Annotated in this window: 23 protein-coding genes; 15 read left to right on the top strand and 8 right to left on the bottom strand. The window is 60.8% G+C overall.

Annotation, left to right across the window (positions count from 1 at the left end):
- The first annotated feature begins 68 nt into the window (after nucleotides 1–68).
- The 6 genes from miaA (at nucleotide 69) to KW825_RS15950 (ending at nucleotide 5060) form a co-directional block, all read left to right on the top strand.
- Nucleotides 69–965 carry a tRNA (adenosine(37)-N6)-dimethylallyltransferase MiaA gene (gene miaA / locus KW825_RS15975; protein WP_218329794.1) on the top strand — a complete coding sequence of 299 codons (897 nt, stop codon included), beginning with the start codon at nucleotides 69–71 and terminating at the stop codon, nucleotides 963–965.
- A 72-nt stretch (nucleotides 966–1037) separates the two neighbouring features.
- A complete protein-coding gene (gene hfq / locus KW825_RS15970) occupies nucleotides 1038–1301 on the top strand; it encodes an RNA chaperone Hfq (RefSeq protein ID WP_218329758.1) in 264 nt (87 codons plus the stop codon).
- A gap of 63 nt (nucleotides 1302–1364) precedes the next feature.
- Nucleotides 1365–2651, top strand: a complete 1287-nt coding sequence (hflX, locus tag KW825_RS15965) for a ribosome rescue GTPase HflX (RefSeq protein WP_042654248.1) — start codon at nucleotides 1365–1367, stop codon at nucleotides 2649–2651.
- 91 nt (nucleotides 2652–2742) lie between these two features.
- The gene (gene hflK / locus KW825_RS15960; protein ID WP_042654328.1) at nucleotides 2743–3894 is read left to right on the top strand and encodes an FtsH protease activity modulator HflK; all 1152 of its coding nucleotides are present in this window, start codon (nucleotides 2743–2745) and stop codon (nucleotides 3892–3894) included.
- Between the two features lie 3 nt (nucleotides 3895–3897).
- A complete protein-coding gene (gene hflC / locus KW825_RS15955; RefSeq protein ID WP_042654247.1) occupies nucleotides 3898–4782 on the top strand; it encodes a protease modulator HflC in 885 nt (294 codons plus the stop codon).
- A gap of 89 nt (nucleotides 4783–4871) precedes the next feature.
- Nucleotides 4872–5060, top strand: a complete 189-nt coding sequence (locus KW825_RS15950; protein ID WP_042654246.1) for a DUF2065 family protein — start codon at nucleotides 4872–4874, stop codon at nucleotides 5058–5060.
- A gap of 91 nt (nucleotides 5061–5151) precedes the next feature.
- On the opposite strand, the gene ispB is transcribed toward KW825_RS15950, so the two are convergent.
- Nucleotides 5152–6123 carry an octaprenyl diphosphate synthase gene (gene ispB, locus KW825_RS15945; protein ID WP_218329757.1) on the bottom strand — a complete coding sequence of 324 codons (972 nt, stop codon included), beginning with the start codon at nucleotides 6121–6123 and terminating at the stop codon, nucleotides 5152–5154.
- Between the two features lie 242 nt (nucleotides 6124–6365).
- On the opposite strand from ispB, the gene rplU reads away from it, so the two are divergent.
- The 4 genes from rplU to KW825_RS15925 all read left to right on the top strand — a co-directional run bounded on the left by rplU (nucleotide 6366) and on the right by KW825_RS15925 (nucleotide 10092).
- On the top strand, nucleotides 6366–6677 hold the full coding sequence (rplU, locus tag KW825_RS15940) for a 50S ribosomal protein L21 (protein WP_033130528.1): 312 nt from the start codon (nucleotides 6366–6368) through the stop codon (nucleotides 6675–6677).
- A 19-nt stretch (nucleotides 6678–6696) separates the two neighbouring features.
- Entirely contained in the window at nucleotides 6697–6954 is a 258-nt protein-coding gene (rpmA, locus tag KW825_RS15935; protein WP_042654244.1) for a 50S ribosomal protein L27, read from the top strand.
- 189 nt (nucleotides 6955–7143) lie between these two features.
- Nucleotides 7144–8349 (top strand): Obg family GTPase CgtA, encoded by a 1206-nt coding sequence (gene cgtA / locus KW825_RS15930; protein ID WP_218291741.1) that lies wholly within the window; start codon nucleotides 7144–7146, stop codon nucleotides 8347–8349.
- A 372-nt stretch (nucleotides 8350–8721) separates the two neighbouring features.
- Nucleotides 8722–10092 (top strand): YjiH family protein, encoded by a 1371-nt coding sequence (locus tag KW825_RS15925; RefSeq protein ID WP_042654242.1) that lies wholly within the window; start codon nucleotides 8722–8724, stop codon nucleotides 10090–10092.
- Between the two features lie 58 nt (nucleotides 10093–10150).
- On the opposite strand, the gene KW825_RS15920 is transcribed toward KW825_RS15925, so the two are convergent.
- Nucleotides 10151–13039, bottom strand: a complete 2889-nt coding sequence (locus KW825_RS15920) for an HD domain-containing phosphohydrolase (RefSeq protein WP_371315819.1) — start codon at nucleotides 13037–13039, stop codon at nucleotides 10151–10153.
- Between the two features lie 248 nt (nucleotides 13040–13287).
- Here KW825_RS15920 and KW825_RS15915 point away from each other — a divergent pair, with 248 nt between their 5' ends.
- Nucleotides 13288–14277: a luciferase-like monooxygenase gene (locus tag KW825_RS15915; protein WP_218329755.1), complete on the top strand. Its 990-nt coding sequence runs from the start codon at nucleotides 13288–13290 to the stop codon at nucleotides 14275–14277.
- A gap of 222 nt (nucleotides 14278–14499) precedes the next feature.
- Entirely contained in the window at nucleotides 14500–14985 is a 486-nt protein-coding gene (locus KW825_RS15910) for a 2TM domain-containing protein (protein WP_042654239.1), read from the top strand.
- A 69-nt stretch (nucleotides 14986–15054) separates the two neighbouring features.
- Here KW825_RS15910 and KW825_RS15905 read toward each other — a convergent pair whose 3' ends face one another.
- Genes KW825_RS15905 through lptD form a run of 6 tightly spaced genes read right to left on the bottom strand, consistent with a single transcriptional unit; the run spans nucleotide 15055 to nucleotide 21847 of the window.
- Nucleotides 15055–15876, bottom strand: a complete 822-nt coding sequence (locus KW825_RS15905; RefSeq protein WP_218329754.1) for a symmetrical bis(5'-nucleosyl)-tetraphosphatase — start codon at nucleotides 15874–15876, stop codon at nucleotides 15055–15057.
- A gap of 6 nt (nucleotides 15877–15882) precedes the next feature.
- Nucleotides 15883–16245: a Co2+/Mg2+ efflux protein ApaG gene (apaG, locus tag KW825_RS15900; RefSeq protein ID WP_218291746.1), complete on the bottom strand. Its 363-nt coding sequence runs from the start codon at nucleotides 16243–16245 to the stop codon at nucleotides 15883–15885.
- A 4-nt stretch (nucleotides 16246–16249) separates the two neighbouring features.
- Nucleotides 16250–17077, bottom strand: a complete 828-nt coding sequence (gene rsmA, locus KW825_RS15895; protein WP_042654236.1) for a 16S rRNA (adenine(1518)-N(6)/adenine(1519)-N(6))-dimethyltransferase RsmA — start codon at nucleotides 17075–17077, stop codon at nucleotides 16250–16252.
- A complete protein-coding gene (gene pdxA, locus KW825_RS15890; protein ID WP_042654326.1) occupies nucleotides 17067–18062 on the bottom strand; it encodes a 4-hydroxythreonine-4-phosphate dehydrogenase PdxA in 996 nt (331 codons plus the stop codon). The genes rsmA and pdxA overlap by 11 nt, the downstream gene beginning before the upstream one ends.
- A 50-nt stretch (nucleotides 18063–18112) precedes the next feature.
- The gene (gene surA / locus KW825_RS15885; protein ID WP_042654235.1) at nucleotides 18113–19405 is read right to left on the bottom strand and encodes a peptidylprolyl isomerase SurA; all 1293 of its coding nucleotides are present in this window, start codon (nucleotides 19403–19405) and stop codon (nucleotides 18113–18115) included.
- Between the two features lie 30 nt (nucleotides 19406–19435).
- Nucleotides 19436–21847 carry an LPS assembly protein LptD gene (gene lptD, locus KW825_RS15880; RefSeq protein ID WP_218329753.1) on the bottom strand — a complete coding sequence of 804 codons (2412 nt, stop codon included), beginning with the start codon at nucleotides 21845–21847 and terminating at the stop codon, nucleotides 19436–19438.
- Nucleotides 21848–22021: 174 nt separating this feature from the next.
- Here lptD and KW825_RS15875 point away from each other — a divergent pair, with 174 nt between their 5' ends.
- Genes KW825_RS15875 through djlA form a run of 3 tightly spaced genes read left to right on the top strand, consistent with a single transcriptional unit; the run spans nucleotide 22022 to nucleotide 24559 of the window.
- Nucleotides 22022–23050 carry an aminoglycoside phosphotransferase family protein gene (locus KW825_RS15875; RefSeq protein WP_218329752.1) on the top strand — a complete coding sequence of 343 codons (1029 nt, stop codon included), beginning with the start codon at nucleotides 22022–22024 and terminating at the stop codon, nucleotides 23048–23050.
- On the top strand, nucleotides 23047–23721 hold the full coding sequence (gene murU, locus KW825_RS15870; RefSeq protein ID WP_218329751.1) for an N-acetylmuramate alpha-1-phosphate uridylyltransferase MurU: 675 nt from the start codon (nucleotides 23047–23049) through the stop codon (nucleotides 23719–23721). The genes KW825_RS15875 and murU overlap by 4 nt, the downstream gene beginning before the upstream one ends.
- A gap of 19 nt (nucleotides 23722–23740) precedes the next feature.
- Nucleotides 23741–24559, top strand: coding sequence for a co-chaperone DjlA (gene djlA / locus KW825_RS15865; protein ID WP_218329750.1), 819 nt, complete (start codon nucleotides 23741–23743; stop codon nucleotides 24557–24559).
- Nucleotides 24560–24602 lie beyond the last annotated feature (43 nt).

Here is a 24602-nt window from a genome sequence, read left to right as displayed (position 1 = left end):
CCTGTTGTTGTGGGCAGACGTGTTAGAGGAACCTAAACGTGGCTGACTTGCCGAACGCAATTTTTCTGATGGGGCCGACGGCCTCCGGCAAGACGGATCTCGCCATCGCCCTGTGTCAGGCGCTGCCCTGCGACATCATCAGCGTGGATTCCGCGCTCATCTATCGCGGCATGGATATCGGCACCGCCAAACCGAGTGCCGCCGAGCTGGCCCAGGCGCCCCATCGGCTGATCGACATCCTGGATCCGGCCATGAGTTATTCGGCGGCGGATTTTTGCCGCGACGCCCTGCGCGAGATGGACGAGATCGCCGGGCGTGGCCGCATCCCGCTGCTGGTGGGGGGCACCATGCTCTACTTCAAGGCGCTGCTGGAGGGGCTCTCACCACTGCCGCCTGCCGACCCGGCCATCCGCGCCGTGCTGGAAGAAGAGGCGGCCCGCCTCGGGTGGCAGGCCCTGCACGATGAGCTGGTGCGCATCGACCCGGTCGCCGGGGCGCGTATCCACCCCAATGACCCGCAGCGCCTGAGCCGGGCCCTGGAGGTCTATCGCATCAGCGGCAAGACGCTAACCGAGTTGACCCAGGTACAGGGGGAAGGATTACCCTACCGGGTGCACCAGTTTGCCATCGCGCCCTCCGATCGCGCCGTGCTGCATCAACGTATCGAGCAACGCTTCGATCTGATGCTGCAAAACGGCTTCGAGCAAGAGGTGCGCGCTCTGTTTGAGCGGGGGGATCTCACCCCCGACCTGCCTGCAATTCGCTGCGTTGGCTACCGCCAAATGTGGGACTACCTGGCAGGGGAAGTGGGATATGATGAGATGCGTTATCGTGGCATTGTTGCCACCCGCCAATTGGCCAAGCGTCAGATGACCTGGTTGCGCGGTTGGCCCAACCTGACCTGGTTGGAATCTGGTGAGTCTGGCAATCTGGCAAGGGTCTTAGCCTGTGCTGGTGCGGCTTGACACTCCCTGTATAATCAGGTTGTTATATTGATATCCGGTGTTTAAAAACAACAAACTATAAGGAAAAGAAAGATGGCTAAGGGGCAATCTCTCCAAGACCCGTTTTTGAATGCGCTGCGCCGTGAGCGGATTCCTGTTTCTATTTATTTGGTCAACGGCATCAAACTGCAGGGTCAGATCGAATCGTTTGACCAGTTTGTCATTTTGCTGAAGAACACCGTGAGCCAGATGGTTTACAAGCACGCCATTTCCACCGTGGTGCCGGCCCGCGCCGTCAACCATCACCAGCCCGCCCCGGGCGCCGTCGGTGAAGAACAGGGTGAAGCCGAGGCGTGATATCCCGCGGCGAGCCGACTCGCCAACTCAGTTTCATCATGAGACCCGTTAAGGAGCAAGCGCTTGTTTGACCGTTACGAAGCTGGTGAACAGGCCGTTCTGGTACATGTCAACTTCAGCGATGAGGGTGAGCGGGAGGATCTGGAAGAGCTCAAGATGCTGGTGAGCTCGGCCGGGGTGAATGCGCTGGGGGTGGTGACTACCAGCCGCAGCGCTCCCAGTGCCAAATTTTTTGTCGGTAGCGGCAAGGCTGAAGAGATCGCGTCCCAGGTACAGATGCTGGGTGCCGACGTGGTCATCTTCAACCATGCCCTGACCCCTGCCCAGGAGCGCAACCTGGAGCGTCTGTTCCAGTGCCGGGTGGTGGACAGAACCGGCCTGATCCTGGATATCTTCGCCCAGCGCGCCCGTACCCACGAAGGCAAGTTGCAGGTCGAACTGGCCCAATTACGTCATCTTTCTACTCGCCTGGTGCGAGGCTGGACCCACCTCGAGCGTCAGAAGGGCGGGATCGGTCTGCGCGGCCCGGGTGAAACTCAGCTTGAAACCGACCGACGCCTGTTGCGGGAACGCATCAAGGCGATCCTGCGTCGACTCGACAAGGTGGCGAAGCAGCGGGAGCAGGGCCGTCGCGCCCGCAACCGCAACGAGGTGCCAACCGTTTCACTGGTGGGCTATACCAACGCCGGAAAGTCCACTTTGTTCAACCAACTTACAGATGCCAGCGTGTATGCTGCCGACCAATTGTTCGCAACTCTGGATCCCACCCTGCGTAAATTGGTGATCCAGGATGTGGGTGATGTGATCCTGGCGGATACAGTTGGATTTATTCGACACTTGCCCCATGATCTGGTCGCGGCCTTCAAGGCGACGCTGCAGGAGACCCGCGAAGCGGACCTGCTGCTGCACGTCGTGGATTGTGCCGATGAGCAGATGCAGGAGAATGTCGATTCGGTGCAGACAGTCTTGGCCGAGATCGAGGCGGACGACCGTCCCCAGCTGATGATCTGTAACAAGATAGACAAGCTGACCGATCGTCCGGCCGGCCTGGAGCGGGATGACGAGGGTCGTCCACTGCGGGTCTGGCTGTCGGCCCAGACCGGTGAGGGGAGCGAATACCTGTTCGCGGCCCTGACCGAATTGCTGGCCGGATCCATGGTCCATCACACCCTGCAGTTGCCGCCCTCGGCCGCGAGATTGCGCAGTGCGCTCTATCGGCTGAAAGGCATCGAGCAGGAAGGTTTCAGTGAGGAGGGGGATTTTGTCCTGGAGGTGCGCTTGCAAGTGGCCGACTGGAACCGCCTCATGAAACAAGAAGGTGAGAGTTTACAACGCTTTATCAGGCATTGATGGTCGATGAAGATGAAGGCTTAGCGGCTTCGTCAACGATCGATGGCCCGGTAGAGATGATATCCATCCGCATGTATTAATGGAGACGCTGATGGCTTGGAATGAGCCTGGAAACAACGGCAAAGACCGTGACCCTTGGGGGAATAACGGCAAGAATCAGGGACCCCCTGATCTGGATGAAATGCTGCGTAAGGTGAGCCGTCGGTTCGGTGGCCTGTTCGGTGGTGGCAAATCGGGTGGTGGTGATGTAGGCAAGTTTGGCCTCTCCATCGCACTGGTTGTGGCCGTGGTGGTGTGGGTCGTCAGCGGCTTCTACACCATCCGTGAAGCCGAACGCGGGGTGGTACTGCGCTTTGGGGAGTATTCCCATAACGTGGATCCCGGCCTGCGCTGGAAGCCGACCTTCATCGATCGGGTGATCCCGGTGGACGTCGAGTCTGTACGCTCCCTGCCGGCCTCCGGCTTCATGTTGACCCAGGACGAGAACGTGGTCCGGGTCGAGATGGACGTGCAGTATCGCGTGGTCGATCCGGAGCAGTATCTGTTCAGCGTCACCAATGCCGACGAGAGTCTGAGCCAGGCCACCGACAGCGCCCTGCGCTACGTGGTGGGTCACACCAAGATGGATGACGTCCTGACCACGGGTCGGGAAAAAGTCCGTCAGGAGACCTGGCAGGTGATCGATGGCATCATCGAGCCCTACCAGATGGGTCTGCAGATCGTCGACGTCAACTTCCTGCCGGCTCGTCCGCCAGAAGAAGTGAAGGACGCCTTCGATGACGCCATCTCCGCCCAGGAAGATGAGCAGCGCTTCATTCGTGAAGCGGAAGCCTATGCCCGTGAAGTGGAGCCAAAGGCCCGCGGCTCGGTCAAGCGTCTGGAACAGGAAGCCGAAGGCTACAAGTCCCAGATCGTGCTGAAGGCCAAGGGTGAGGTCGCTCGCTTCAACGAGCTGCTGCCCCAGTATCAGTCTGCCCCCGAGCTGACTCGCGAGCGTATCTACCTGGAAACCATGGAAGAGCTCTATCAGCAAGCCAACAAGGTGCTGGTCGACATGCCTGCTGGCAACAACAGCATGATCTACCTGCCGCTCGACAAGCTGTCTGGCAAGGCGAATGCCGTGCAACCGGCACGTCCGGCGGGCACACCTGCGGTGGAGCCGGCCCAGCCGTCCAACGAAGGGGCTAACTCCACTCCGACGCCGCTGCGTGGCGGTGACCGTTTCAGCACAGGGAGAAACTAATAGATGAAAAAAATAGCTATTGGTGTCATCGCTGTGGCCGCCATGGTCTGCTTCTCTTCCGTCTTCATCGTCGATGAAGGGCAGAAAGGGATAGTCGTGCAGTTTGGCAAGGTGAAGCGGGTTGACTCTGGTGAGCCCCGCCTCTTCGAGCCGGGCCTGCACTTCAAGGTGCCGGTGATTGACCAGGTTCGCAAGATGGATGCTCGCATCCAGACTCTGGAAGGTCAGGCGGATCGCTTCGTCACCTCGGAGAAGAAAGACCTCATCATCGACTCCTACGTGAAGTGGAAGATCGAGGACTTCTCCAAGTACTATCTGGCAACAGGTGGTGGCAACAAGATCCAGGCCGAAGACCTGCTCAAGCGCAAGATCAACAACGGTCTGCGTTCCGAGATCGGTAACCGCACCATCAAGGACATCGTCTCCGGTGAGCGCAGTACCGTGATGGAAGATGCCCTGATGAAGATGGCGCGCTCCTCCGAGCTCGGTATCAAGGTGGTGGATGTGCGGATCAAGCAGATCAACCTGCCGGTGGAAGTCTCCAGCTCCATCTATCAGCGGATGCGTGCCGAGCGGACCGCCGTTGCCCGTGAGCATCGCTCCCAGGGCCGCGAGCAGGCCGAGATCCTGCGTGCCGACATCGACCGCAAGGTGACCGTCATGATCGCAGACGCCGAGCGTAACGCGCGTCAGCTGCGTGGTGAAGGGGATGCCGAGGCCGCCAAGATCTATGCCGACAGCTACAAGAAAGACCCCGAGTTTTTCAGCTTCGTGCGTAGCATGGAGGCCTATCGCAAGAGCTTCGCCGGTGGCAACGACCTGATGGTCCTGAAGCCGGACAGCGAGTTCTTCCGCTACCTCAAGTCGCCTCACGGCACCAAAGAGTAAGACCAGAGGGCCTGAGCATTCAGGCCCTTTTGCATTATGGCGCCAAGCCACCTGCCGAGCGGGTGGCTTTTTTTGTGCAAGGAGAGAGGATGCTGACATCCATGCTGATGGGATTGGGGCTGCTGCTGTTGTTTGAAGGGCTGGGCCCCTTGCTGATGCCGAGGGCCTGGCAGCAGATGCTGCGCCTGCTCGGCGATCAGCCGCCGGAGCAACTGCGCCGCATCGGTGGCTGCCTGGTGGTGGCGGGGGGCGTGATCCTCTGGGCGCTGGCGCATTGAGCCGTAGAAACGGAGGCTGCGGCGCAGCGCAGCGCAGCGCATAAAAAAGAGGCCAATGGGCCTCTTTTTTCATTCGCTGTTGAATGCTGACTCAGGCGCTGCGCTGCACCGCCATCTGGGCCAGGGTGGCCAGCGCCTGCTTGTGCTCTGAATCCGGCAGGATGGCAAGCGCGGCTATGGCCTTGTCGGCCTCTTCCCGGGCGCGCTGGCGGGAGTATTCGAGGGCGCCGGTGCTGTCCAGGATGGCCAGGATCCGGTCAAGGTGATCCATGCCATTGCGGTGCTCGATGGCATCGCGGATGAGTTGGCGCTCCTCGGGCGAGCCCACCGCCATGGCGCGCAGCAGCGGCAGGGTCGGTTTGCCCTCGGCCAAGTCATCGCCGACGTTCTTGCCCATCTCGTCGCTCTGGGAGCAGTAGTCCATGACGTCATCGATGATCTGGAAGGCGGTGCCCAGGTACTTGCCGTAGTCGGTCATGGCCTGCTCGACGGGCTCGGGCTGATGGGTCAGCACCGCGGCGAGACGGGTGGCCGCCTCGAACAGCTTGGCGGTCTTGCAGTAGATGACCGTCATGTAGCTCTGTTCCGTGGTGTCCGGATCGTTGCAGTTCATCAGCTGCAACACTTCCCCCTCGGCGATGGTGTTGGTGGCATCCGACAGGATCTCCATCACCCTCAGGTTGGAGAGCTCGCTCATCATCTGGAAGGAGCGGCTGTAGAGGTAGTCGCCGACCAGCACGCTGGCGGCATTGCCAAACAGCGCGTTGGCGGTCTCCCGACCGCGGCGCAGGTCGGATTCATCGACCACGTCGTCGTGCAGCAGGGTAGAGGTGTGAATGAATTCGATGATGGCAGCGAGCTTGAGATGATCCTGACCTTGGTACCCCAGTGCGCGAGCGGCCATCACCGTCAGCATGGGGCGCATCCGTTTCCCGCCTGCACTGACAATGTAGAAACCCAGCTGGTTGATCAGGCTGACATCGGACTGAAGCCTCGCCAAGATCAGTTCATTGACCGCCGTCATGTCGGCGGCACAGAGCGCACGGATAGTCTGTTGGTCCATAAGTCTCGTAACGTGACGGCAGCAATTACTGCGTTTTTAGCAATGGCGGGGATTCTACACGATTTCACAATGGGTTACAGTTAAGCGTTTATTCACGGCGGCAGATATGCGCACAAAATAAACTTTTTGCGAAATTGGCCTTGCCTGAGCAAATCGATTTGCGTAGAATGCCGGCCCATTGTTATAGGTTTTTGCGCGTGTCTGGCCTTGAGCAAAAGACACGCCTTTACGGAGTTAATCAAATGTACGCGGTATTCCAAAGCGGCGGAAAACAACACCGTGTGGCCGAAGGTCAAATCGTTCGTCTGGAAAAGCTGAACGTTGAGACTGGCGCTACCATCGACTTCAACGAAGTTCTGATGGTTGCTGCAGGCGACACTTTTAAAGTAGGTGCTCCTTTCGTTGAAGGTGGCAAGGTTATTGCTGAAGTTGTGGCTCACGGCCGTGGCGAGAAAGTGACTATCGTCAAGTTCCGTCGTCGTAAGCACCATCGCAAGCAAGCGGGCCACCGTCAGTGGTTCACTGAAGTCAAAATCACTGGCATCAGCGCTTAATTCGAGAGGAATCTGAAAAATGGCACATAAAAAAGCTGGCGGTTCATCCCGTAACGGTCGCGACTCAGAAGCCAAACGCCTCGGCGTGAAGCGCTTCGGTGGCGAAACTGTACTGGCAGGCAGCATCATCGTTCGTCAGCGTGGCACCAAGTTCCACCCTGGCACCAACGTTGGTCTGGGCACCGATCACACCCTGTTCGCGAAAGCGACTGGCAAGATCCTGTTCGAAGTTAAAGGTCCGCTGAATCGTAAGTACGTTAGCATCGTTGCTGAGTAATTACGGACCGCAAGGATCCGAAGCCCCGCCAACAGGCGGGGCTTTTGTTTTTCTGAAGAGTTTGACGAAAAAACGGCACGCTGATGAGCCGGCGTTGACAGGCCTTATCGCCTAGATGCGTCTCGCCCCCAGGGGTCTGTACCACTATAATTGCGTATCGGTTTTTCGAATTAAGGGTGACGGTTACCTATGAAGTTTGTTGATGAAGTCCAGATTCGAGTCGATGCCGGTGACGGTGGTAACGGTTGTGTGAGCTTTCGTCGGGAATTGTACATTCCCAACGGTGGGCCGGATGGCGGTGACGGTGGTGACGGCGGTGACGTCTATCTGGTTGCCGACGAAAACCTGAATACCCTGATCGACTACCGTTTCGAGCGTTTCCACGCCGCCGAGCGCGGTGAGAACGGTCGAGGTTCCAACTGTACCGGTCGTCGCGGCAAGGACAGGGTCCTGAAGGTACCGGTCGGTACCCGTGCCAGTGATGAAGATACCGGTGAACTGCTGGGGGATCTGACCAGTCACGGCCAGAAGCTGCTGGTCGCCAAGGGCGGTTTCCACGGTCTCGGCAACACCCGTTTCAAGAGCTCGGTCAACCGTACGCCCTATCAGAAGAGCAGCGGTACGCCGGGTGAAGTGCGCACCCTGAAGCTGGAGCTGCTGCTGCTGGCCGACGTCGGCATGCTGGGTCTGCCCAACGCGGGCAAGTCTACCTTCATCCGCGCCGTGTCTGCCGCCCGTCCAAAAGTGGCCGATTACCCCTTCACCACTCTGGTACCCAACCTGGGTGTAGTGCGTGGTGAGAACTCCCGCTCCTTCGTGATCGCCGATATTCCGGGTCTGATCGAGGGCGCCGCCGAGGGTGCCGGTCTGGGTATTCGCTTCCTGAAGCACCTGGAACGCTGCCGTGTGCTGCTCCACCTGGTGGATATCTGCCCGGTCGATGACTCGGATCCTGCCGAGAACGCCGTCACCATAGTCCGCGAGCTGGAGAAATACAGCCCGGAACTCGCGGCCAAGCCGCGCTGGCTGGTGTTCAACAAGATGGATCTGATCCTGGAAGAAGATGCGGTTGAGGTGATGGAGCGGGTCAAGACCGCGCTGGCCTACGAAGGTCCTGTCTACCAGATCACCGCCATCAGCAAGGAAGGCACCAAGAAGGTGTGCTACGACATCCTGGATCTGCTGGATACCATGCCCCGTCAGCTGGAAGCCGACGCCAAGGCCGCCATCGAGAAGGTCGAGTTCAAGTGGGACGACTACCACAAGAACCAGCTGGCTCAGGCCGAGGCGGACGCCCTGGCAGCCTCTATGGCCTTTGATGATGGTCTGGAAGACGATGACGATCTGGACGATGAAGACGACGACGGCGTCGAAGTCATCTACGTCCGCGACTGATCTTCATCTGCTTCGCTGAGAAACCGGTGCCTGGCAACAGGCGCCGGTTTTTTTATGGGAGGATCGACCGGATCACTCTATAGATATATTTCTCATGCCACTTATTGCCTGCCAACCGCAACTGATTATACTGCGCACCTGAACTTAACCTGTATGAAACAATATGCTAACCAATTGAATTGAATTGATATGCATGTCTGTTTCGGGTTGTTCTTATGGACGGTTTGCCTGATAAAATACTTATGCTTGAAATAATTCATTTAAAGCTTGTTTGTGCATTTTTTTGGGTTATTCTTGCGCCCGTTTGCCGGGCGAGGGCATGAATATGCAGGCGGCCTGGCTGAAGGAAAAGTAACATTAAGGCTGTAGATCATGTTGGAAAAGACCCTGCAGGCACCGGCGATCCATACCCGCCGCAACGTGCTGATGTTCCTGGTCCCGTCACTCATCGGGATCCTGCTGTTTATGACCCCCGTCATCTATGACGGCAATGTCACCATCCCCGTCGCCGTGCTGGCGAAGCTGGTGCAGACGGTGTTCGCCGATCATCTGGTGGCCATGGTCAGTGGCATCATTACCACCACCATGCTGATGACCCTGGTCACCTGGCTGTTCAAGCCGGCGATCCTGGTGAGGCGCCCCTTCCTCAACAGCCTGTTCAACGTCTCCCCCTTCTGGGCCTGCGTACGGGTGCTGGGCGGCGTCTTCGTGCTGCTGACCTTCTTCGAGGCCGGTCCCGAGGTGCTGCGCTCCGGGGCGACCGGTGGCCTGGTGCTGCACGATCTGCTGCCGGTGCTGTTCTCGGTGTTCATCTTCGCCGGCCTGCTGTTGCCGCTGCTGTTGGACTTCGGCCTGCTGGAGTTTGTCGGCACCATGATGACCCGCATCATGCGCCCGGTGTTCCGCCTGCCGGGGCGCTCTGCGGTGGATTGCTTCGCCTCCTGGCTGGGGGACGGCAGCGTCGGCATCCTGCTGACCAGCAAGCAGTATGAAGGCAAGTTCTACACCCAGCGTGAAGCCGCCGTCATCGGCACCACCTTCTCCGCGGTCTCCATCACCTTCTGTCTGGTGGTGATCTCCCAGGTGAAGCTGGAGCACATGTTCGTGCCCTTCTACCTGACCGTCTGCCTGGCTGGCGTGGTGGCCGCCGTCGTGGTGCCGCGTCTGCCCCCGCTCTCCTGGAAGAAGGATGTCTATAGCGATGGCACTCCTCTGTGCCGCAAGCAGGAGGCGATTCCCCAGCAGCACAGCGTGCTGAGTTATGGCTATCAGCGCGCGCTGACCAAGGCCGACAGCATGACGGATCTCGGCGCCGTGGCGCGGGAAGGGGTGAAGAATGCGCTGGACATGGTGTTTGGCGTACTGCCGGTGGTGATGGCGATCGGGACCTGTGCCCTGATGCTGGCCGAGCATACCCCGGTCTTCAACTGGCTGGGGGCCCCCTTCGTCCCCTTGCTGGAGCTGCTGCAACTGCCGGAGGCCGAGGCGGCCTCCAAGACCATCATGGTGGGCTTTGCCGACATGTTTATCCCGGCGGTGCTGGCCTCGACCATAGAGAGCGACATCACCCGCTTCGTGATCGCCGCCATGTCGGTCACCCAGCTCATCTATATGTCGGAAGTGGGCGCCCTGCTGCTGGGCAGCAAGATCCCGGTCAAGCTGTGGGAGTTGTTCGTCATCTTCCTGCTGCGCACCCTGGTCACCCTGCCGGTGATCGCCGGGGTAGCGCATCTGCTGTTCTAAGCCCCCGCTTACGCGATAAAACGGTCAACCTAGGTTGGCCGTTTTTTATGGGCGCTGATTAGGCCGGCTCCACCAGCAGGCTCTGGCTATTGACCTCATCCAGCTGTTCCGGTGCCAGGAAACGCTCGGCGTAGTCCCGCCAGATGCCGCTGTCGACGAACAGGGTAAACAGGGCGGGATCTATGTGTTGATCCTGTGCCATGTGCCGCATGATGGCCAACGACTGGGACACCGTCTTGCCCGACTTATAGGGGCGATCGCTGGCGGTCAGTGCCTCGAAGATGTCGGCGATGGCCATGATGCGGGCGGGGATGCTCATCTGTGCCCCATGAAGCTGACGGGGATAGCCCTTGCCATCCATCCGCTCATGATGACCACCGGCGATCTCCGGTACCTTGCGCAGATGATGAGGGAAGGGGAGCCGCTCCAGCATGCGGATGGTCTGGATGATGTGATCGTTGATCTTGTAGCGCTCCTCCTCGGTGAGGGTGCCGCGACCGATGGCGAGGTTGTAGCGCTCCCCCCGGTTGTAGAGATAGGTGGGGACCTTGACCTTGAATCCCCAGGGGTTGTGCGCCGCAATATTGTCCTGGGTGGGGCGAGGGATGAGGTGGGTGGGTTTGTCGGCCAGCAGAAGCTCGCGGCAGGGCAGCGGCGGGGCCGGTTCGTTCTCATATCGCCTGAGCTCCTCCCGGCTGATGCCGAGCCTGTCATCCAGGGTGCGCAGCCAACTGCGGCTGGCGATGGCATCGAGCCGCGCCAGCTTCTCCGGTGCCATCCATTCCCCCCCCAGGTTGCACTCGGCGACGAAGGCAAACTCCTGATCCAGGATCGACCAGAGCGGTGCCACCGCCTCTCGGCTCGCCATCCTCTCCTGCTCCGGCAGGCGGGCCGCCAGCGCCTCGATATAGGCATCGCGCTTGAGCACCTCGAAGCGGGTGCGGATCTCGTGGATCCGATCGTAGATGGTCTCCAGCTTGGTGGCCTTGTCGACCACGAACTCCGGCGTGGTGACCTTGCCACAGTCGTGCAGCCAGCTCGCGATATGGATGGCTTCCCACTCCTCTTCGCTGAGCCTGAAGTCGCTGAAGGGGCCCTGCTGCTGGGCGCAGGCCGCCTCGGTCAGCATGCGGGTCAGCTCGGGGACGCGCTGGCAGTGGCCACCGGTATAGGGGCTCTTGGCATCGATGGCCCCCGCGATCAGCTCGATGAAGGCCTCCAGCAGCTGTTTCTGCTCCTCCAGCAGGCGCTGGTTCTCGATGGCGGAGGCGGACATGCCCGCCAGCGCCTCGATCAGACTGATGCGCGACGCCAGCTCCTGTGACGAGCAGTTCGGCAGGATCAGCAGCAGACAGCCGATCAGCTCCTGGCGATGGTTGTACAGCGGCTCAGCCAGCAGCTGGCGGGGGCCCGGAAAGGGGCCCCAGTCGGCCAGATATTGCTGCCAGTGGTCTTCATCGAGCGGCAGGCTGAGGCGCTCGGTGTGATAGAGGCCGCCGAGCAGCTCCTCCTGCCAGTGCACCTGCTCGCAGGCCAGGGGTTGCTGCCGCCAGATGGCCTGTACCGCCGTCATGTGCTTGTCCTGCGCCAGGTAGAGACAGCCCCCTTCCGCCTGCGCGGCCGCGACCGTCTCGTGCAAGATGCGATTGAGCAGGGAATCGAAGCGGCGCTCGGCCGCCAGCGCCCGCCCCATGTTCATGAAATTGCCGAGGGTCAGCCGCATGCCGGACATGGTGCGGGCCAGATCGTCGATCTCGCGGATCGCCGAGTCGGGCCCCTCACTCTCGCCAAAGTCGAAGTGCTGGATCCGCTCCGCCTCCCGGGTCAGCGCCAGCAAGGGGGCCGCGGTACGCCGCGCCACCAGCCAGATGACGGGCAGCAGTAACAGCAGGCCGGCCAGGGCCCAGGCAAGGTTGACCAGCGCTTCGTGACGGGCCTGTTGGGTGAGAATGTCTGCCGGCATCAGCAGGGCGATGTAGAAGGGGGAGCCTTCGTCCAGAGGAGAGAGATTGACCAGCCAGTCACTGCGATCCTCTGCGGTCAGAGTCAGCTCGGTCGGCCCGTGCAGCAGGGTGGGCTGGGTGACTATCCGTTGTTGCAGCTGGGTCAGGATGGGGTGCTCGAGCACCGACAGCGTGGGCAACCGACTCAGTTGCTCGAAGCTGGGCAGCCGCTTGGGATCGGTCGCCAGCAGGGTGCCTAATTCGTCGAACAGCACCAGCTGGCAGTGGCTGGGCAGGGGCAGCTCGCCGATGAGGGCGGAGAGCCCCTCCACGCCGGCATCCAGCCCGAGTACCGCCCGGCGATCGTCGCTCTCCACCGCCAGCGTCATGCCCGGCTCCTTGGTGGTGAAGAACAGATAGGGATGGGTCACTATGATACCCGTGCGCCAGCGCGCCTCCTTGTACCAGTCACGGCTGCGGGGATCGAACCTGTAGTCCGGCATGGGCCGGCGCTCGAGCAGATGCAGCCGCTTGTCGAAATAGAGGAACTCTCCCTGGTCCTGACTCAGGCTCTGCACCAGCAGGTGGCTGGCGGGGGGAGGGCTGTCCAGTAGCGCCTTGGCTCTGTTGGTCAGCTTGCGCACCAGGAAGAAGTCACCGTTATCGTAACCGGCATAGATGGCGCCATAGCTGGCGCTGTTGGCCAGCACCTCGGCCAGTTGGGGCAGGTAGCTGAGGCGAGCGTCCAGGCTGGTCATCGCGGCCAGCTGGCCGCTGCGCAGCAGGCTCAATGACATGCGGGCCGGGCGCTGGTTCAGCTTGAGAGCCAGAGCCAGCTGTTCCCGATACTGCAGGAAGCTCTGGCGCTCGTGTTCCAGTCCCTGCTGCATGCCCTGTTGAAACTGCAGCAGGATGAGGGCGCCCCCCAGCACGGAGAACAGCAGAATGAAGAGCGTGGCGATGTGTACGTAAAAGGGTCTACGGCTGAGGCTAGCTTTTGTCATGGACGCATCCTTGTCCCACGGGCGATCGCCGTGATGATTCCCTCTCAGTGTGCTCATAGGGCGACAAAAAGCACAATTATCCGGCCGGGATTATTAGCACGCCACAACAAAGTTTCTTATGGGGCTTTATTGGTCTGGCCTAGTGGCCACAGAGGCACCCTGGATGATGGGGTATCGAGTGTGCCATTCAGGTATCTCATGCTACATTGCCCCCCAGGTTATTGAATTGTGAAGCAATGGAGTGTCCCATGTCCGCCATCCCCTATTCCGTCCTCGATCTGGTGCCCGTCCCCGAAGGGTCTGTACCGGCCGAGTCGTTTCGCCGCTCGCTGGATCTGGCCCAACACGCCGAGCGGTGGGGCTATCACCGCTACTGGTTGGCGGAACATCACAACATGCCGGGCATCGCCAGTGCCGCCACCTCGGTGCTGATAGGTCATCTGGCTGGCGGCACCAGCACCCTGCGGCTGGGTTCCGGCGGCATCATGCTGCCGAATCACTCGCCCCTGGTGATCGCCGAGCAGTTTGGCACCCTGGCCTCGCTCTATCCGGATCGGATCGATCTGGGGCTGGGGCGAGCGCCCGGCACCGATCAGCGCACCATGCAGGCACTGCGTCGCCAACGCAGCGGCGAGGTGGATGACTTTCCCGCCGATGTGCGCGAGCTGATGCGCTATTTCGGCGATCAGCCGGGCGCGGTGCAGGCCGTACCCGGGCAGGGGCTGGAGGTACCCATCTGGCTGCTGGGCTCCAGTCTCTACAGCGCCCAGCTGGCGGCGGCCATGGGGTTGCCGTTCGGTTTCGCCTCCCACTTCGCACCCGGCTTGCTGCTGCAGGCGCTGGCGCTCTACCGCAGTCAGTATCAGCCTTCAGCCCGCTGGCCCAAGCCCTATGCCGTGGTGTGCATCAACATGGTGGCGGCCGACACAGAGCGGGAGGCCCGCTTCCTGTTTACTACTGTGCAGCAGCAGTTCCTGCGGCTCTATCGGGGGGATGCGGGCAAGTTGCCGCTGCCGGTGCAGGAGCTGGGGGAGGAGTGGTCGGCGCGGGAGCTGATGGCGATGGAGCAGACCCTGGCCCGCTCCCTGGTGGGAGATCGAGACAGAGTCCGCCATGGCTTGCAGGCGCTGCTGGCCGAGACCGGGGCTGACGAGCTGATGTTCAACGGCCCCATCGTCGATCATGAGGCGCGGCTGCGCTCGTTCGAGATTGCGGCCGAGCTGATGCAAAGCCTGTGAGTCCTGGCTGCTCGGTGCATCATCGGCAGCGAGCTGTCCCTTAGCCCTGCCGGGACGGCAGCAGCAGGTTTGGATGCCGCCCTACCGATCAGGCTTCTGATGATGTTTTGCTGTTAATGTATTGATATTTAAGGAAAGTCATGTTGATGTCAGGCCTTTGTCGTGTTGCCTTCATCCGCTCGGCCCTATGCTGGCCCTGTCCATAACCACGAGGAGCCGATGATGATAGTCAGGAAATTGAGATTGCAGCGAGGCTGGTCCCAGGAGCAGTTGGCTACCCTGTCTGGTCTGAGTGTGCGCACCATACAGCGGATCGAACAGGGGCAACCACCCGGACTGGAATCCCTCAAGGCCCTGGCCTCCGTCTTTGAGCTCGATGTGACTCAACTGCAGGAGAGCGAGATGAAAGGAAATGAGATCGACAGTCAGGGGAGCGTACATGTCGCCAGGGATGAGCGGGAGGCGATGAAGTTCGTCGAGGGGCTCAAAGGCTTCTACGGCCACCTCATCAGCTATGTGCTGGTGATCGGCGGGCTCTTCGTCATCAACTACCTGAGCAACCCGGATTACATCTGGGCCTGGTGGCCCATGCTGGGCTGGGGGTTGGGCCTGATGTCCCATGCCATCAACCTGTTCCAGCCGTTCAAGCTGTTCGGACCGGAGTGGGAGCGGCGTCAGGTCGAGAAACGGCTGGGCCGCAAGCTATGATCTGACAGGCACCACATAAAAAACGGGCCCGGCAATATGCCGGGCCCGTCGCATTATCGATACCGCCGCTCAGCTGGCATGGGTCGGGCAGGGGGTCGCTATCAGGGCATCGTCCTCGTAGCGCCACAGGGTGAGGCTATTGCCCCACACGCAGCCGGTATCCAGGGCCTTGATGTCGGCCTTGCCGGTCGCGCCCATCAGTGCCGCCCAGTGGCCGAACACCAGTATGGGGTCATCCACATGGTGCTCGCGCTGCTCGAACCAGGGGCGCAGGCCTGGAGTGGACTCCGTGGGCCCCTTCTTGCACTTGAACTCGAGCCGGCCGTCAAAGTAGCAGAAGCGCATGCGGGTGAAGCTGTTGATGATGTAGCGGTAACGCTCTATCCCCACCAGATCATCCTGCCAGCTGTCCGGTTGATCGCCGTACATGTTGTGCAGCAGCCACTGGTATTGATCGCCGCGCAGCAGGCTCTCCACCTCACGGGCACAGTTGCGGGCGGTGCGGGCGTCCCAGGCGGGGGAGAGGCCGGCGTGCACCATCATGATGGGCAGCTCCGGGTGTTCCGCCAGCAGGGGGCGCTGGCGCAACCACTCCAACAGATCGTCCCTGTCCGGCGCCTCCATCAGGGCCTGCAGCTTGTCTTTCTTCTTGAGCGGCGCGACCCCGTTGGCGACCGCCAGCAGGTGCAGGTCATGGTTGCCGAGCACGGTGACGGCACGCTGCCCCAGCGACTTGACGAAACGCAGGGTGTTGAGGGAGTCCGGACCACGGGCGACCAGATCGCCGCACAGCCAGAGCATGTCCTTGTCGGAGTCGAATTCGGCAAGATCCAGCAGACGGCGCAGATCGTCGTAACAGCCCTGGACATCACCGACGAAACAGTTCGCCATGAAACCTCAGTTAATTATGTGGGGAACGGCCAGCGTGAAGGGGGCGATGGGGGCCTCGAACTGCTGCCCCGACTCGTCTTGCAGGGTATAGCTACCCTCCATCACGCCGAGCGGAGTGGCGAGGGGAACGCCACTCTGATAGCTGAAGGTCTCACCGGGGGCGATGAAGGGCTGCTCGCCCACGACCCCGGGGCCTTCCACTTCCAGCATCTTGCCATTGGCGTCGGTGATGAGCCAGCGCCGATGCAGCAGCTGCACCGTACCCGGCCCCAGATTCTCTATCTCGATGAGATAGAGAAAATGGTAGGGATCCTGGGTGCCGGCCACATAGCTGGGGTGCGGACGGATCACTATCCGGGACGATGGCATGGGATCAGGCCTGCTGCTGGTCGGCCAGCCAGTTGGCGATCATGACAAACTGCGCGAGGGAGAGATTCTCCGGGCGCAGGCTGCCATCGATGCCAAGCTCGGTCAGCTGAGCGTCGGTGATGAAGTTGGAGAAGCTGTTGCGAATGGTCTTGCGGCGCTGGCCGAAGCCCTCGGTACAGACGCGGCTCAGGCAGCGCAGATCCTTCGCGACTATGGTCGGGTTCTGGTGCGGCACCAGTCGCACCACGGCCGAATCCACCTTGGGGGCTGGCTTGAAGGCACCGGGGCCCACTTCCAGCACCGGGATCACCTGGCAGTAGTACTGGACCATGACGCTCAGGCGGCCATAGGCCTTGCTGCCCGGGCCTGCGCACATCCGCAATACCACTTCTTTTTGCAGCATGAAGTGCATGTCTGCTACCCGGTCGGCGAACTCGCACAGGTGGAAGATCAGCGGGGTGGAGATGTTGTAGGGCAGGTTGCCGAAGATGCGCAGCGGCCCCTTGCCTTCTCCCATCAGGGTGCCGAAGTCGAAGCGCATGGCATCGGCCTCGATCACCGTCAATTTGTCTTTGAGGGTGGGGTGCTCGCGCAGGCGTGCGGCGAGATCCCGGTCCAGTTCGACCACCGTCATCTTGTCCATCTGGGATGCGACCGGCTCGGTCAGCGCGGCCAGACCCGGCCCGATCTCCACCAGGTTCTGACCCGGTTGCGGGTTGATGGCGGCCACTATCTGATCGATCACATAACGGTCGTGCAAGAAGTTCTGACCGAAACGCTTACGGGCCGTGTGGCCCATGTGCACCTTGTTGCTCTGCACCTTACTGCTCATAGCTTTTTTTCTCTACCATCTGAATGGCGTGGTTAATCGCGGTGATCAGGCTCCCCGAGTCCGCCAGGCCTTTGCCTGCCAGATCCAGCGCGGTGCCGTGATCCACCGAAGTGCGGATGAATGGGAGTCCAAGGGTGATATTGACCGAACTGCCGAAGCCCTTGTATTTGAGCACGGGCAGCCCCTGGTCGTGGTACATGGCGAGTACCGCATCCGCATCCTTGAGGTATTTGTCCTGGAACAGGGTATCGGCCGGCAGCGGGCCGACCAGATCGATCCCCTCCTGGCGCAAGCCGGCCAGGGCGGGTTCGATCACCTCGATCTCTTCCCGACCGAGATGGCCCCCTTCCCCGGCATGGGGATTGAGGCCACAGACGTAAATGCGGGGCTGCTGAATGCCAAACTTGGTCCTGAGATCCGCATCCAGGATGCGGATCACCTTGCCGAGGCGGTCCTCGGTGATGGCCCCGGCCACATAGGCTAGCGGGATATGGGTGGTCGCCAGCGCCACCCGCAGCCCCTCTGTCGCCAGCAGCATCACCACATCGGCGGTGCCTGACTGCTGGGCGAAGAATTCGGTGTGGCCGCTGAACGAGACGCCGGCCTGGTTGATGATCCCCTTGTGCACCGGGCCGGTCACCACGGCGGCAAACTCGCCGCTCAGGTTGCCGTCACAGGCCCGTTGCAGGGTGGCCAGCACATAGGCGCCGTTGTCCTCATCCAGCTCACCCGGCACCACGGGGGCGCCGAGTTCGACTGGGCAGAGGGTCAGGGTGCCGGCCCGCTGCGGGTGGGCAGGGGCGCTGGCATCATAGGGTTCCAGCACTATGGGCAGCCCCAGCAGGGCGGCCCGCGCCAGCAGCAGGGCGGGATCGGCGATCACCACCAGCTGATGGGGCCAATCCCGCTGGGCTATCTGCAGCACCAGATCCGGACCTATGCCCGCCGGTTCACCCGGCGTGATGGCGAGACGACGACAGCTCATCTGCTTTTGGACTCGATCTGGATGCTGGCTGTTCATCTGCTCATCGCCCATTAATTGGGTTCGATCTGGATGTAGGCCTCATCGCGCAGCTCATCCAGCCAGGCCTGTGACTCTTCGGTGAAGCGGCGGTTGAAGATGAGTTGGTAGGCGCGCTGCTCCTGGGCCTTGCCGGTGGCGTCCTGGCTGCGACGCTCTTCCAGCTGCACTATGTGCCAGCCGTGGCTGGTACGGAAAGGTTCGCTCAGCTCACCCGGCTGGAGGCGGTTGACCATGTCGCGGAACTCCGGCACATAGACGTTGGGATCGGACCAGCCGAGTTCCCCGCCTTGCACCGCAGAGCCCGGATCTTCGGAGTATTTCTCTGCCATGCTGGCGAAGCTGGCCTTGCCGCTCTTGATGTCGTGCAGTATGCCGTCCAGGGTGCTCTTGGCCTTCTCCTCACTCAGGATGATGGAGGGTTTGATCAGGATGTGGCGGGCGCGCACCTCGGAGATCATGACCTGCTGCTGACCCTTGGTGTCGAAGATCTTGATGATGTGCAGGCCGGCACCGGAGCGCAGCGGGCCGACGATGTCCCCCTTGCTGGCACCCTGTACCGCCTCGGCCATCAGCGTCGGCATCTCCTGCGGGCTCATCCAGCCCCAGTCACCCCCTTCCAGCGCCTTGGGACCGTTGCTCTCGGCGATGGCCAGTTTGCGGAAGTCGGCCCCCTCTTTCAGGGCGGCCAGGATGCGCTCAATCTTGCTCTTGGCGGCATTGAGCTGCTCGGCGTTCGGGTTGTCCGGCAGGGAGACCTGAATATGGCCGACATGGAACTCGGTCTGTTGCTGGCCCTGCTTGTGCAGCGCCTCGACCACCTGCTTCACCTCCTGCTCGGAGATGTTGATACGGCGGCGAACCTGGCTGCGACGCACCTCGTTCATCAGGATCTCGCGGCGCACCTCTTCCCGGTACTGGGCATAGGAGATCCCTTCCCGGGCCAGCTGGGCACGCAGCTGATCCAGATTCATCTTGTTGTCGGCGGCGATGCTCTGGATAGCCTGCTCCAGCTGGGTATCGCTGATCTTGAGGCCCTGGCGATCCGCCAGTTGCAGCTGCAGGCTCTCCTGAATCAGTCGATCCAGCGCCTGCTTGCGCAGGGTGGCGTCATCGGGCAGGGACTGGCCGCTCTCCTGAGCGGAAGCCTTCACCTTCTGCACCAGGGCTTCCTGCTGGCTGGCCAGCACCACGTCCTTGTTGACCACGGCAAGCACCTTGTCCACCAGCTCGGGAGCGGCGAGGGCGCCCTGGCTCATGACTCCAAACAGGCCTGCCGTCAGCAGGGAAATCAACGTCTTCTTCATATCCATCTCTCAAGGCGTTTGCCAGACCGGTTATTGGTCTCGCAGGTTAAACGGACGAATGTAAGGCAGTGCTTCGGTGTCCAGGGAGGTGCCCTTGGAGCCGGTACCCACGCTACCCAATCCTTTCATTTCAAACTGAATACCCAGGCTGCGCTCGGAGCTGGGTTGGTAATTGACGTTATCCGGATCGTTGACCCACTCCATGTTGAAGTTGATGCTCCAGCAACAGGAGTCGTATTTCAGGCCCACCTTGCGATCCACTTTGACTCCTTGATCGAGCTCGTAATAGTAACCGCCATAGAGGCGCCACTGAGCGTTGAGCGGAGTGGTCAACAGCATGCCGATCTGGTTGAGGTCTGTGATCTCTTGGCCCTTGCTGTCCAGGTCGTAGTTGGCATCGCGGATAAAGCGATGGCTCAGCTGGCTGATCAGCTTCTCGCGGCGGTACTCCAGCGCGCTGTTGGCCGAGCTGATACGGTTTTGTTCCATATCATATTGCGCCCCGGCATGGGCAAACCACTGCTCATTGATCTTGGCGTCCCCTTCGAATGACAGGGGGGAGCGGGTATTGATACTGGCTTCGTCACTGGGATAGAGAGTGACCTTGGGGGCCACGAAGTCGAATGCTTGGGCAACGGCCAGTCGAATTCGTTCATCACCGGCCGGATCGTAGATACGAGTAGTGAGACCAACTGAGAGTCTGTTGGAGTCGCTGATGCGGTCGAGACCGGCGAAACGACGGTCGCTGAACAGACTGTAGTAGTCCTGGCGCATGGTGGTGGAGTCGTAAATACCTATGTTGTCCTGATCCTTGTAGGGCACATAGAGGTATTGGAACTCCGGCTCCAGGGTCTGGCTGGCGCTCTCGCCAAACCAATCTTGCTGGCGATCGAAGGTGAGGCCGCCCTTGAGACGAACCGAGGGTAGTACCCGGGTGACCTGCTCATCGAGTTCGGTCAAGCCGCGGTTACGGTAGTAGGCGGTGAGTTTGCTGGCATCCGGTACTTCCTGATTGTAGTGGGTATACATCAGCTTGTACTGGCTATCCAGATAGTAACCGGCAGCATTGATGAGCGGCACCGTCAGGGTGGGCGCAGTGTAGAGACGGGTGCCTGTGTAGACCTCACCTATGGTGGATTCGTCGTTGTCATAGCCAAACTTGGTCAGTTCGGTGTTCCAGGCCAGATCGTACCAGTTGCCCTGCTGGTAATAGTTGTGGTCGATGCGCGGCAACATGGAATGAGGCTGTTGAGCCCCCGCCAGCAGGATCTGATAGGTTCTAACCTCAGTTTTGAGGTTCCAGTTCTGCTGGAAGTAACCGGCCGTCAAGGATTGCTGCAACTGGTTGTCGACCTGAGTACCCACGCTGGGATCGAAGTCGTTGAAGTAGTTGTAGTCATTGTCCCGCACCTTGGTGTAGTCCACTGATACCCGCAGGGCATTGTCGATGAACATGGAGGTGTGGCGGGCATTGATCAGGTAGCGATGCCCATCGGACAGGTTGTCATGCAGGCTGGCCGTCTCGTCGTACTGTTTGTCGTTGTCCAGGTTTTCGAAATAGAAACTGCCGACATGGGCCGGATCCGGCATGTAGCGGAACTCGACCTGGTTCATCAGGCCCCGTCTGTCCATGAAACGGGGGGTGATGGTAGCGTCGTAGTTGGGGGCTATGTTCCAGTAGAAGGGCTGGGTGATCTCCATGCCATTGTCGGAACTCTGCTTGTAATAGGGGTAAAGCAGACCGGTCTTGCGCTCATCCTTGATCGGAAAATTGATGTAAGGGGTGTAGAAGACCGGATAGTCGTAGAGCCAGAGGGTTGCGTTATAGGCCTCCCCGAACACCTCGGTCTGATCGATATCGATGCTGCCCGCCTTCAGGGTCCAGGCCTCCTGGCCCGGTGGGCAGGTGGTGTACTGGGCCCCTTCCAGGGTGATGTTCTGGTTGTTGTTGGTCATGGTCACCTTGTCGGCGAAGCCGCGCACCGGTGAGCCGTGGACCTGGTACTTGCCCTCTTCCAGTTCGGAATCTTTGGTATCCAGGTTGGATTTGAGGGTCTTGTCGCTGGTGACGGTGATTTGGCCGTCGTTGTAATAGATGCTGCCGATGGCGATCACATCCCGGCTCTTCTGATCCAGCTGGGCATAGTCGGAGTCGAATTTGCGCACGCCCTGACGGACCTTGACGTCACCTTCATAGACAGCGGTGCCACCTTGCTTGGCCTCCAGGCGATCGGCATCCACCTCGACCGGCAGGGCGTTGGCATCCTGATCCGCCTTAGGTTTCTCGATCTTGGGGACATAGTCATAGCAGAGGCTGTTCAGGATCCCGGTGGCCGGTGGCGCGTTGAGTGGCGCAGCCTGCACCATGATCGGACTCAGGGCAGGAACAAGGCTGATGCTCAGGGCGATGGGATAAGAAGATCCCAGTGTCCATTTTGTCATGTGAAAGGCTCGCGCAATCCGTGGTAAAAACGGTTGATTCAGGGCATGCATTTTATGTCAGGATCCATCGAGTTGACATTGCATGTCATTGCTTTATGTTAGCCGGCAATGATAAAGCATTATTGCGGCCAGGGCTAACAGCCAAGTGCTGCTTTCCAATTTGGTCCCCGACTCATGCATGATCGCAATTCCCTGTTACTGCAATGGGCGCGCCGGATATCCGGTGATGCCAACCTTCAATTGACCCTGATCTCCGGTGACGCCAGTTTTCGCCGTTACTTCCGTGGCGGTGGTCTGGTGTGGGTGGATGCTAATCCGAAAACCGAAAAAAATCATGAATTTGTCCGCAATGCCGCCGCCCTGCACGCCATGGGGTTGCTGGCCCCCGAGGTCAGGGCGGTAGACTATGAACAGGGCCTGCTGGCGGTGACGGACCTTGGCGATACCCAGCTCATCGGCTGCCTTGACGCGCACAGCGTGCAGGCCTGGTACGGCAAGGCCATAGCGCTGCTACCCCGGCTCTGCGCAGTCGAGCTGGCGCTTGAGCCGTTTGATACTGCCTTCATGGCCCGTGAAGATGCCATCTTCCCCGAGTGGTTGCTCGGTCAGCACCTGCAGCTTGCCCTGAACGGGGACGAGCAACAGCTGCTTGACGATACCTTCGCCTGCCTCACCGCCAACAACCTGGCCCAGCCCCAGGGGGTGATGCACCGGGACTTCCACAGCCGCAACCTGATGGTCTGCGGCGAGCCGACCCCGGCTGACAGCACCCTCGCCATCATCGATTTTCAGGACATGGTCATAGGTCCTCTTAGCTATGATCTCGTCTCGCTGCTGAAGGATTGCTACGTGCGCTGGCCCGATGAAGTGATCGAGCAGGGCATGCGCCAGGGTTACGACGTTCTGAGTCAGGCCCGGCTGCTCGGCGGGCTCGATTATGCCAGCTTCCGTCGCCATGCCGATCTCACCGGCATGCAGCGCCACCTGAAGGCGGCGGGCATCTTCACCCGGCTCTATCATCGCGATGGCAAGTCAGGTTACCTCAAGGATATCCCCCGTACTCTGGGCTATGTGGTGGAGGTGTGCGAGCTGCACGGCGCCGACTATCCGGTGCTGGCCCGCTTCGGCGCCTGGTTGCGGCAGATAGTGCTGCCGGGCCTGGCCCAAGTGGCAGAAGCACGAGCCGCCGGGGAGCAGCCATGAAGGCGATGATCCTGGCCGCGGGCCGTGGCGAGCGGATGCGCCCGCTGACTGATGTGCTACCCAAGCCGCTGCTGGCGGTGGGGGGCAAGCCGCTCATCGTGCACCATATCGAGAGGCTCAAGGCGGCCGGGGTGACCGAACTGGTCATCAACCACGCCTGGCTCGGCCACAAGCTGGTCGAGGCGCTGGGGGACGGCAGCCGATTCGGGGTGAGCATCCAGTGGTCGGCGGAAGAGAGTGCGCTGGAGACCGCCGGCGGCATAGTGCAGGCATTGGCGCGGCTCGGCGCCGAGCCGTTTCTGGTGATCAATGGCGATACCTGGCTCGACCTGGATTATCGCACCCTGGTCAACCAACCGCTGGGGGAGGATCTGGCTCACCTCTGGCTGGTACCTAATCCAACGCAACATCCTCAGGGCGATTTCTCCCTGCAAGCCGGCCGGGTGCTGGATACACCGGCGCTGACCTTCAGCGGCGTCGGGCTCTATCGGCCCGCCGCCTTTGCCGGACTGGCAACAGGGGCGCGCAAACTGGCGCCCCTGCTGCGCGACTGGATGGCGCAAGGCCGCGTTGGCGGTGCCTTGCTGGCCGGTGAATGGCGGGATATCGGTACCGTCGATCGGTTGCGCGAGCTGGATGAACAACTGCAAGTGCAAGGACGCACTCATTAACATCATGAGGTCTTGAACCATGCGTATTTGGGGTAAGGTGCTGGGCGCCTTCTTCGGTTTTCTGCTCGGCAACATCTTCGGCGCCCTGCTCGGCCTCTGGCTCGGTCATCGCTTCGATCGGGGCATGGGCATCCAGGGGGCGTTTCGGCGTGCACCCAGCCAGCAACAGCAGGCGGTGTTCTTTCACGCCACTTTCGCCGTCATGGGCCACATCGCCAAGGCGAGCGGCCAGGTCACCGAGCATGAGATCCGGGTCGCGTCCAATCTGATGGACAGGATGCGGCTCTCCGGCGAGCAGCGGGTGCGGGCGCAGGAGTCGTTCCGTCAGGGCAAGGAGAGCGGCTTCCCGTTGCGGGAGACGCTGGCCGAGTTTCGCCGCGCCAGCCTCGGCCAGCGCGACATATTGCGCTTCTTCCTGGAGGTGCAGCTGCAGGCCGCTTTCGCCGATGGCAGGGTCGAGGCCGATGAGCGTGCCATACTGCAGACCATCGCCGATGAGCTCGGCTTCAGCCGCATCGAGCTGGGGCGCATCCTGGCCATGGCCGAGGCACAGATGAACTTCTTCCACCGCCAGCAGCAGGGCGGCGGGCAGCAGCAATACCGGCAGGAGGCCCCCTCGGCGGATCGTCTCAAGGATTCTTATCAGCTGCTGGGGGTGAGCGAGAGCGACAGCGATCAGGACATCAAGCGCGCCTATCGCAAGGAGATGAGCAAGCACCACCCGGACAAGCTGGCCGCCAAGGGGCTGCCGCCGGAGATGATGGAGATGGCGAAGGAGAAGACCCAGGAGATCCAGCAGGCCTGGGAGTGGATCCGCGAGGAGCGCGGCATCCGCTGACCCTCTGAGTCATTGCCCGTCAGCCATAAAAAATGCCAGTCGA

Origin of the sequence: Aeromonas sp. sif2433, from assembly GCF_019218705.1 — a bacterium.
Taxonomy (GTDB): Bacteria; Pseudomonadota; Gammaproteobacteria; order Enterobacterales; family Aeromonadaceae; genus Aeromonas; species Aeromonas encheleia.
The sequence above is the reverse complement of the archived record's forward strand: the minus strand, read 5'-3'. Positions and strand labels throughout refer to the sequence as shown.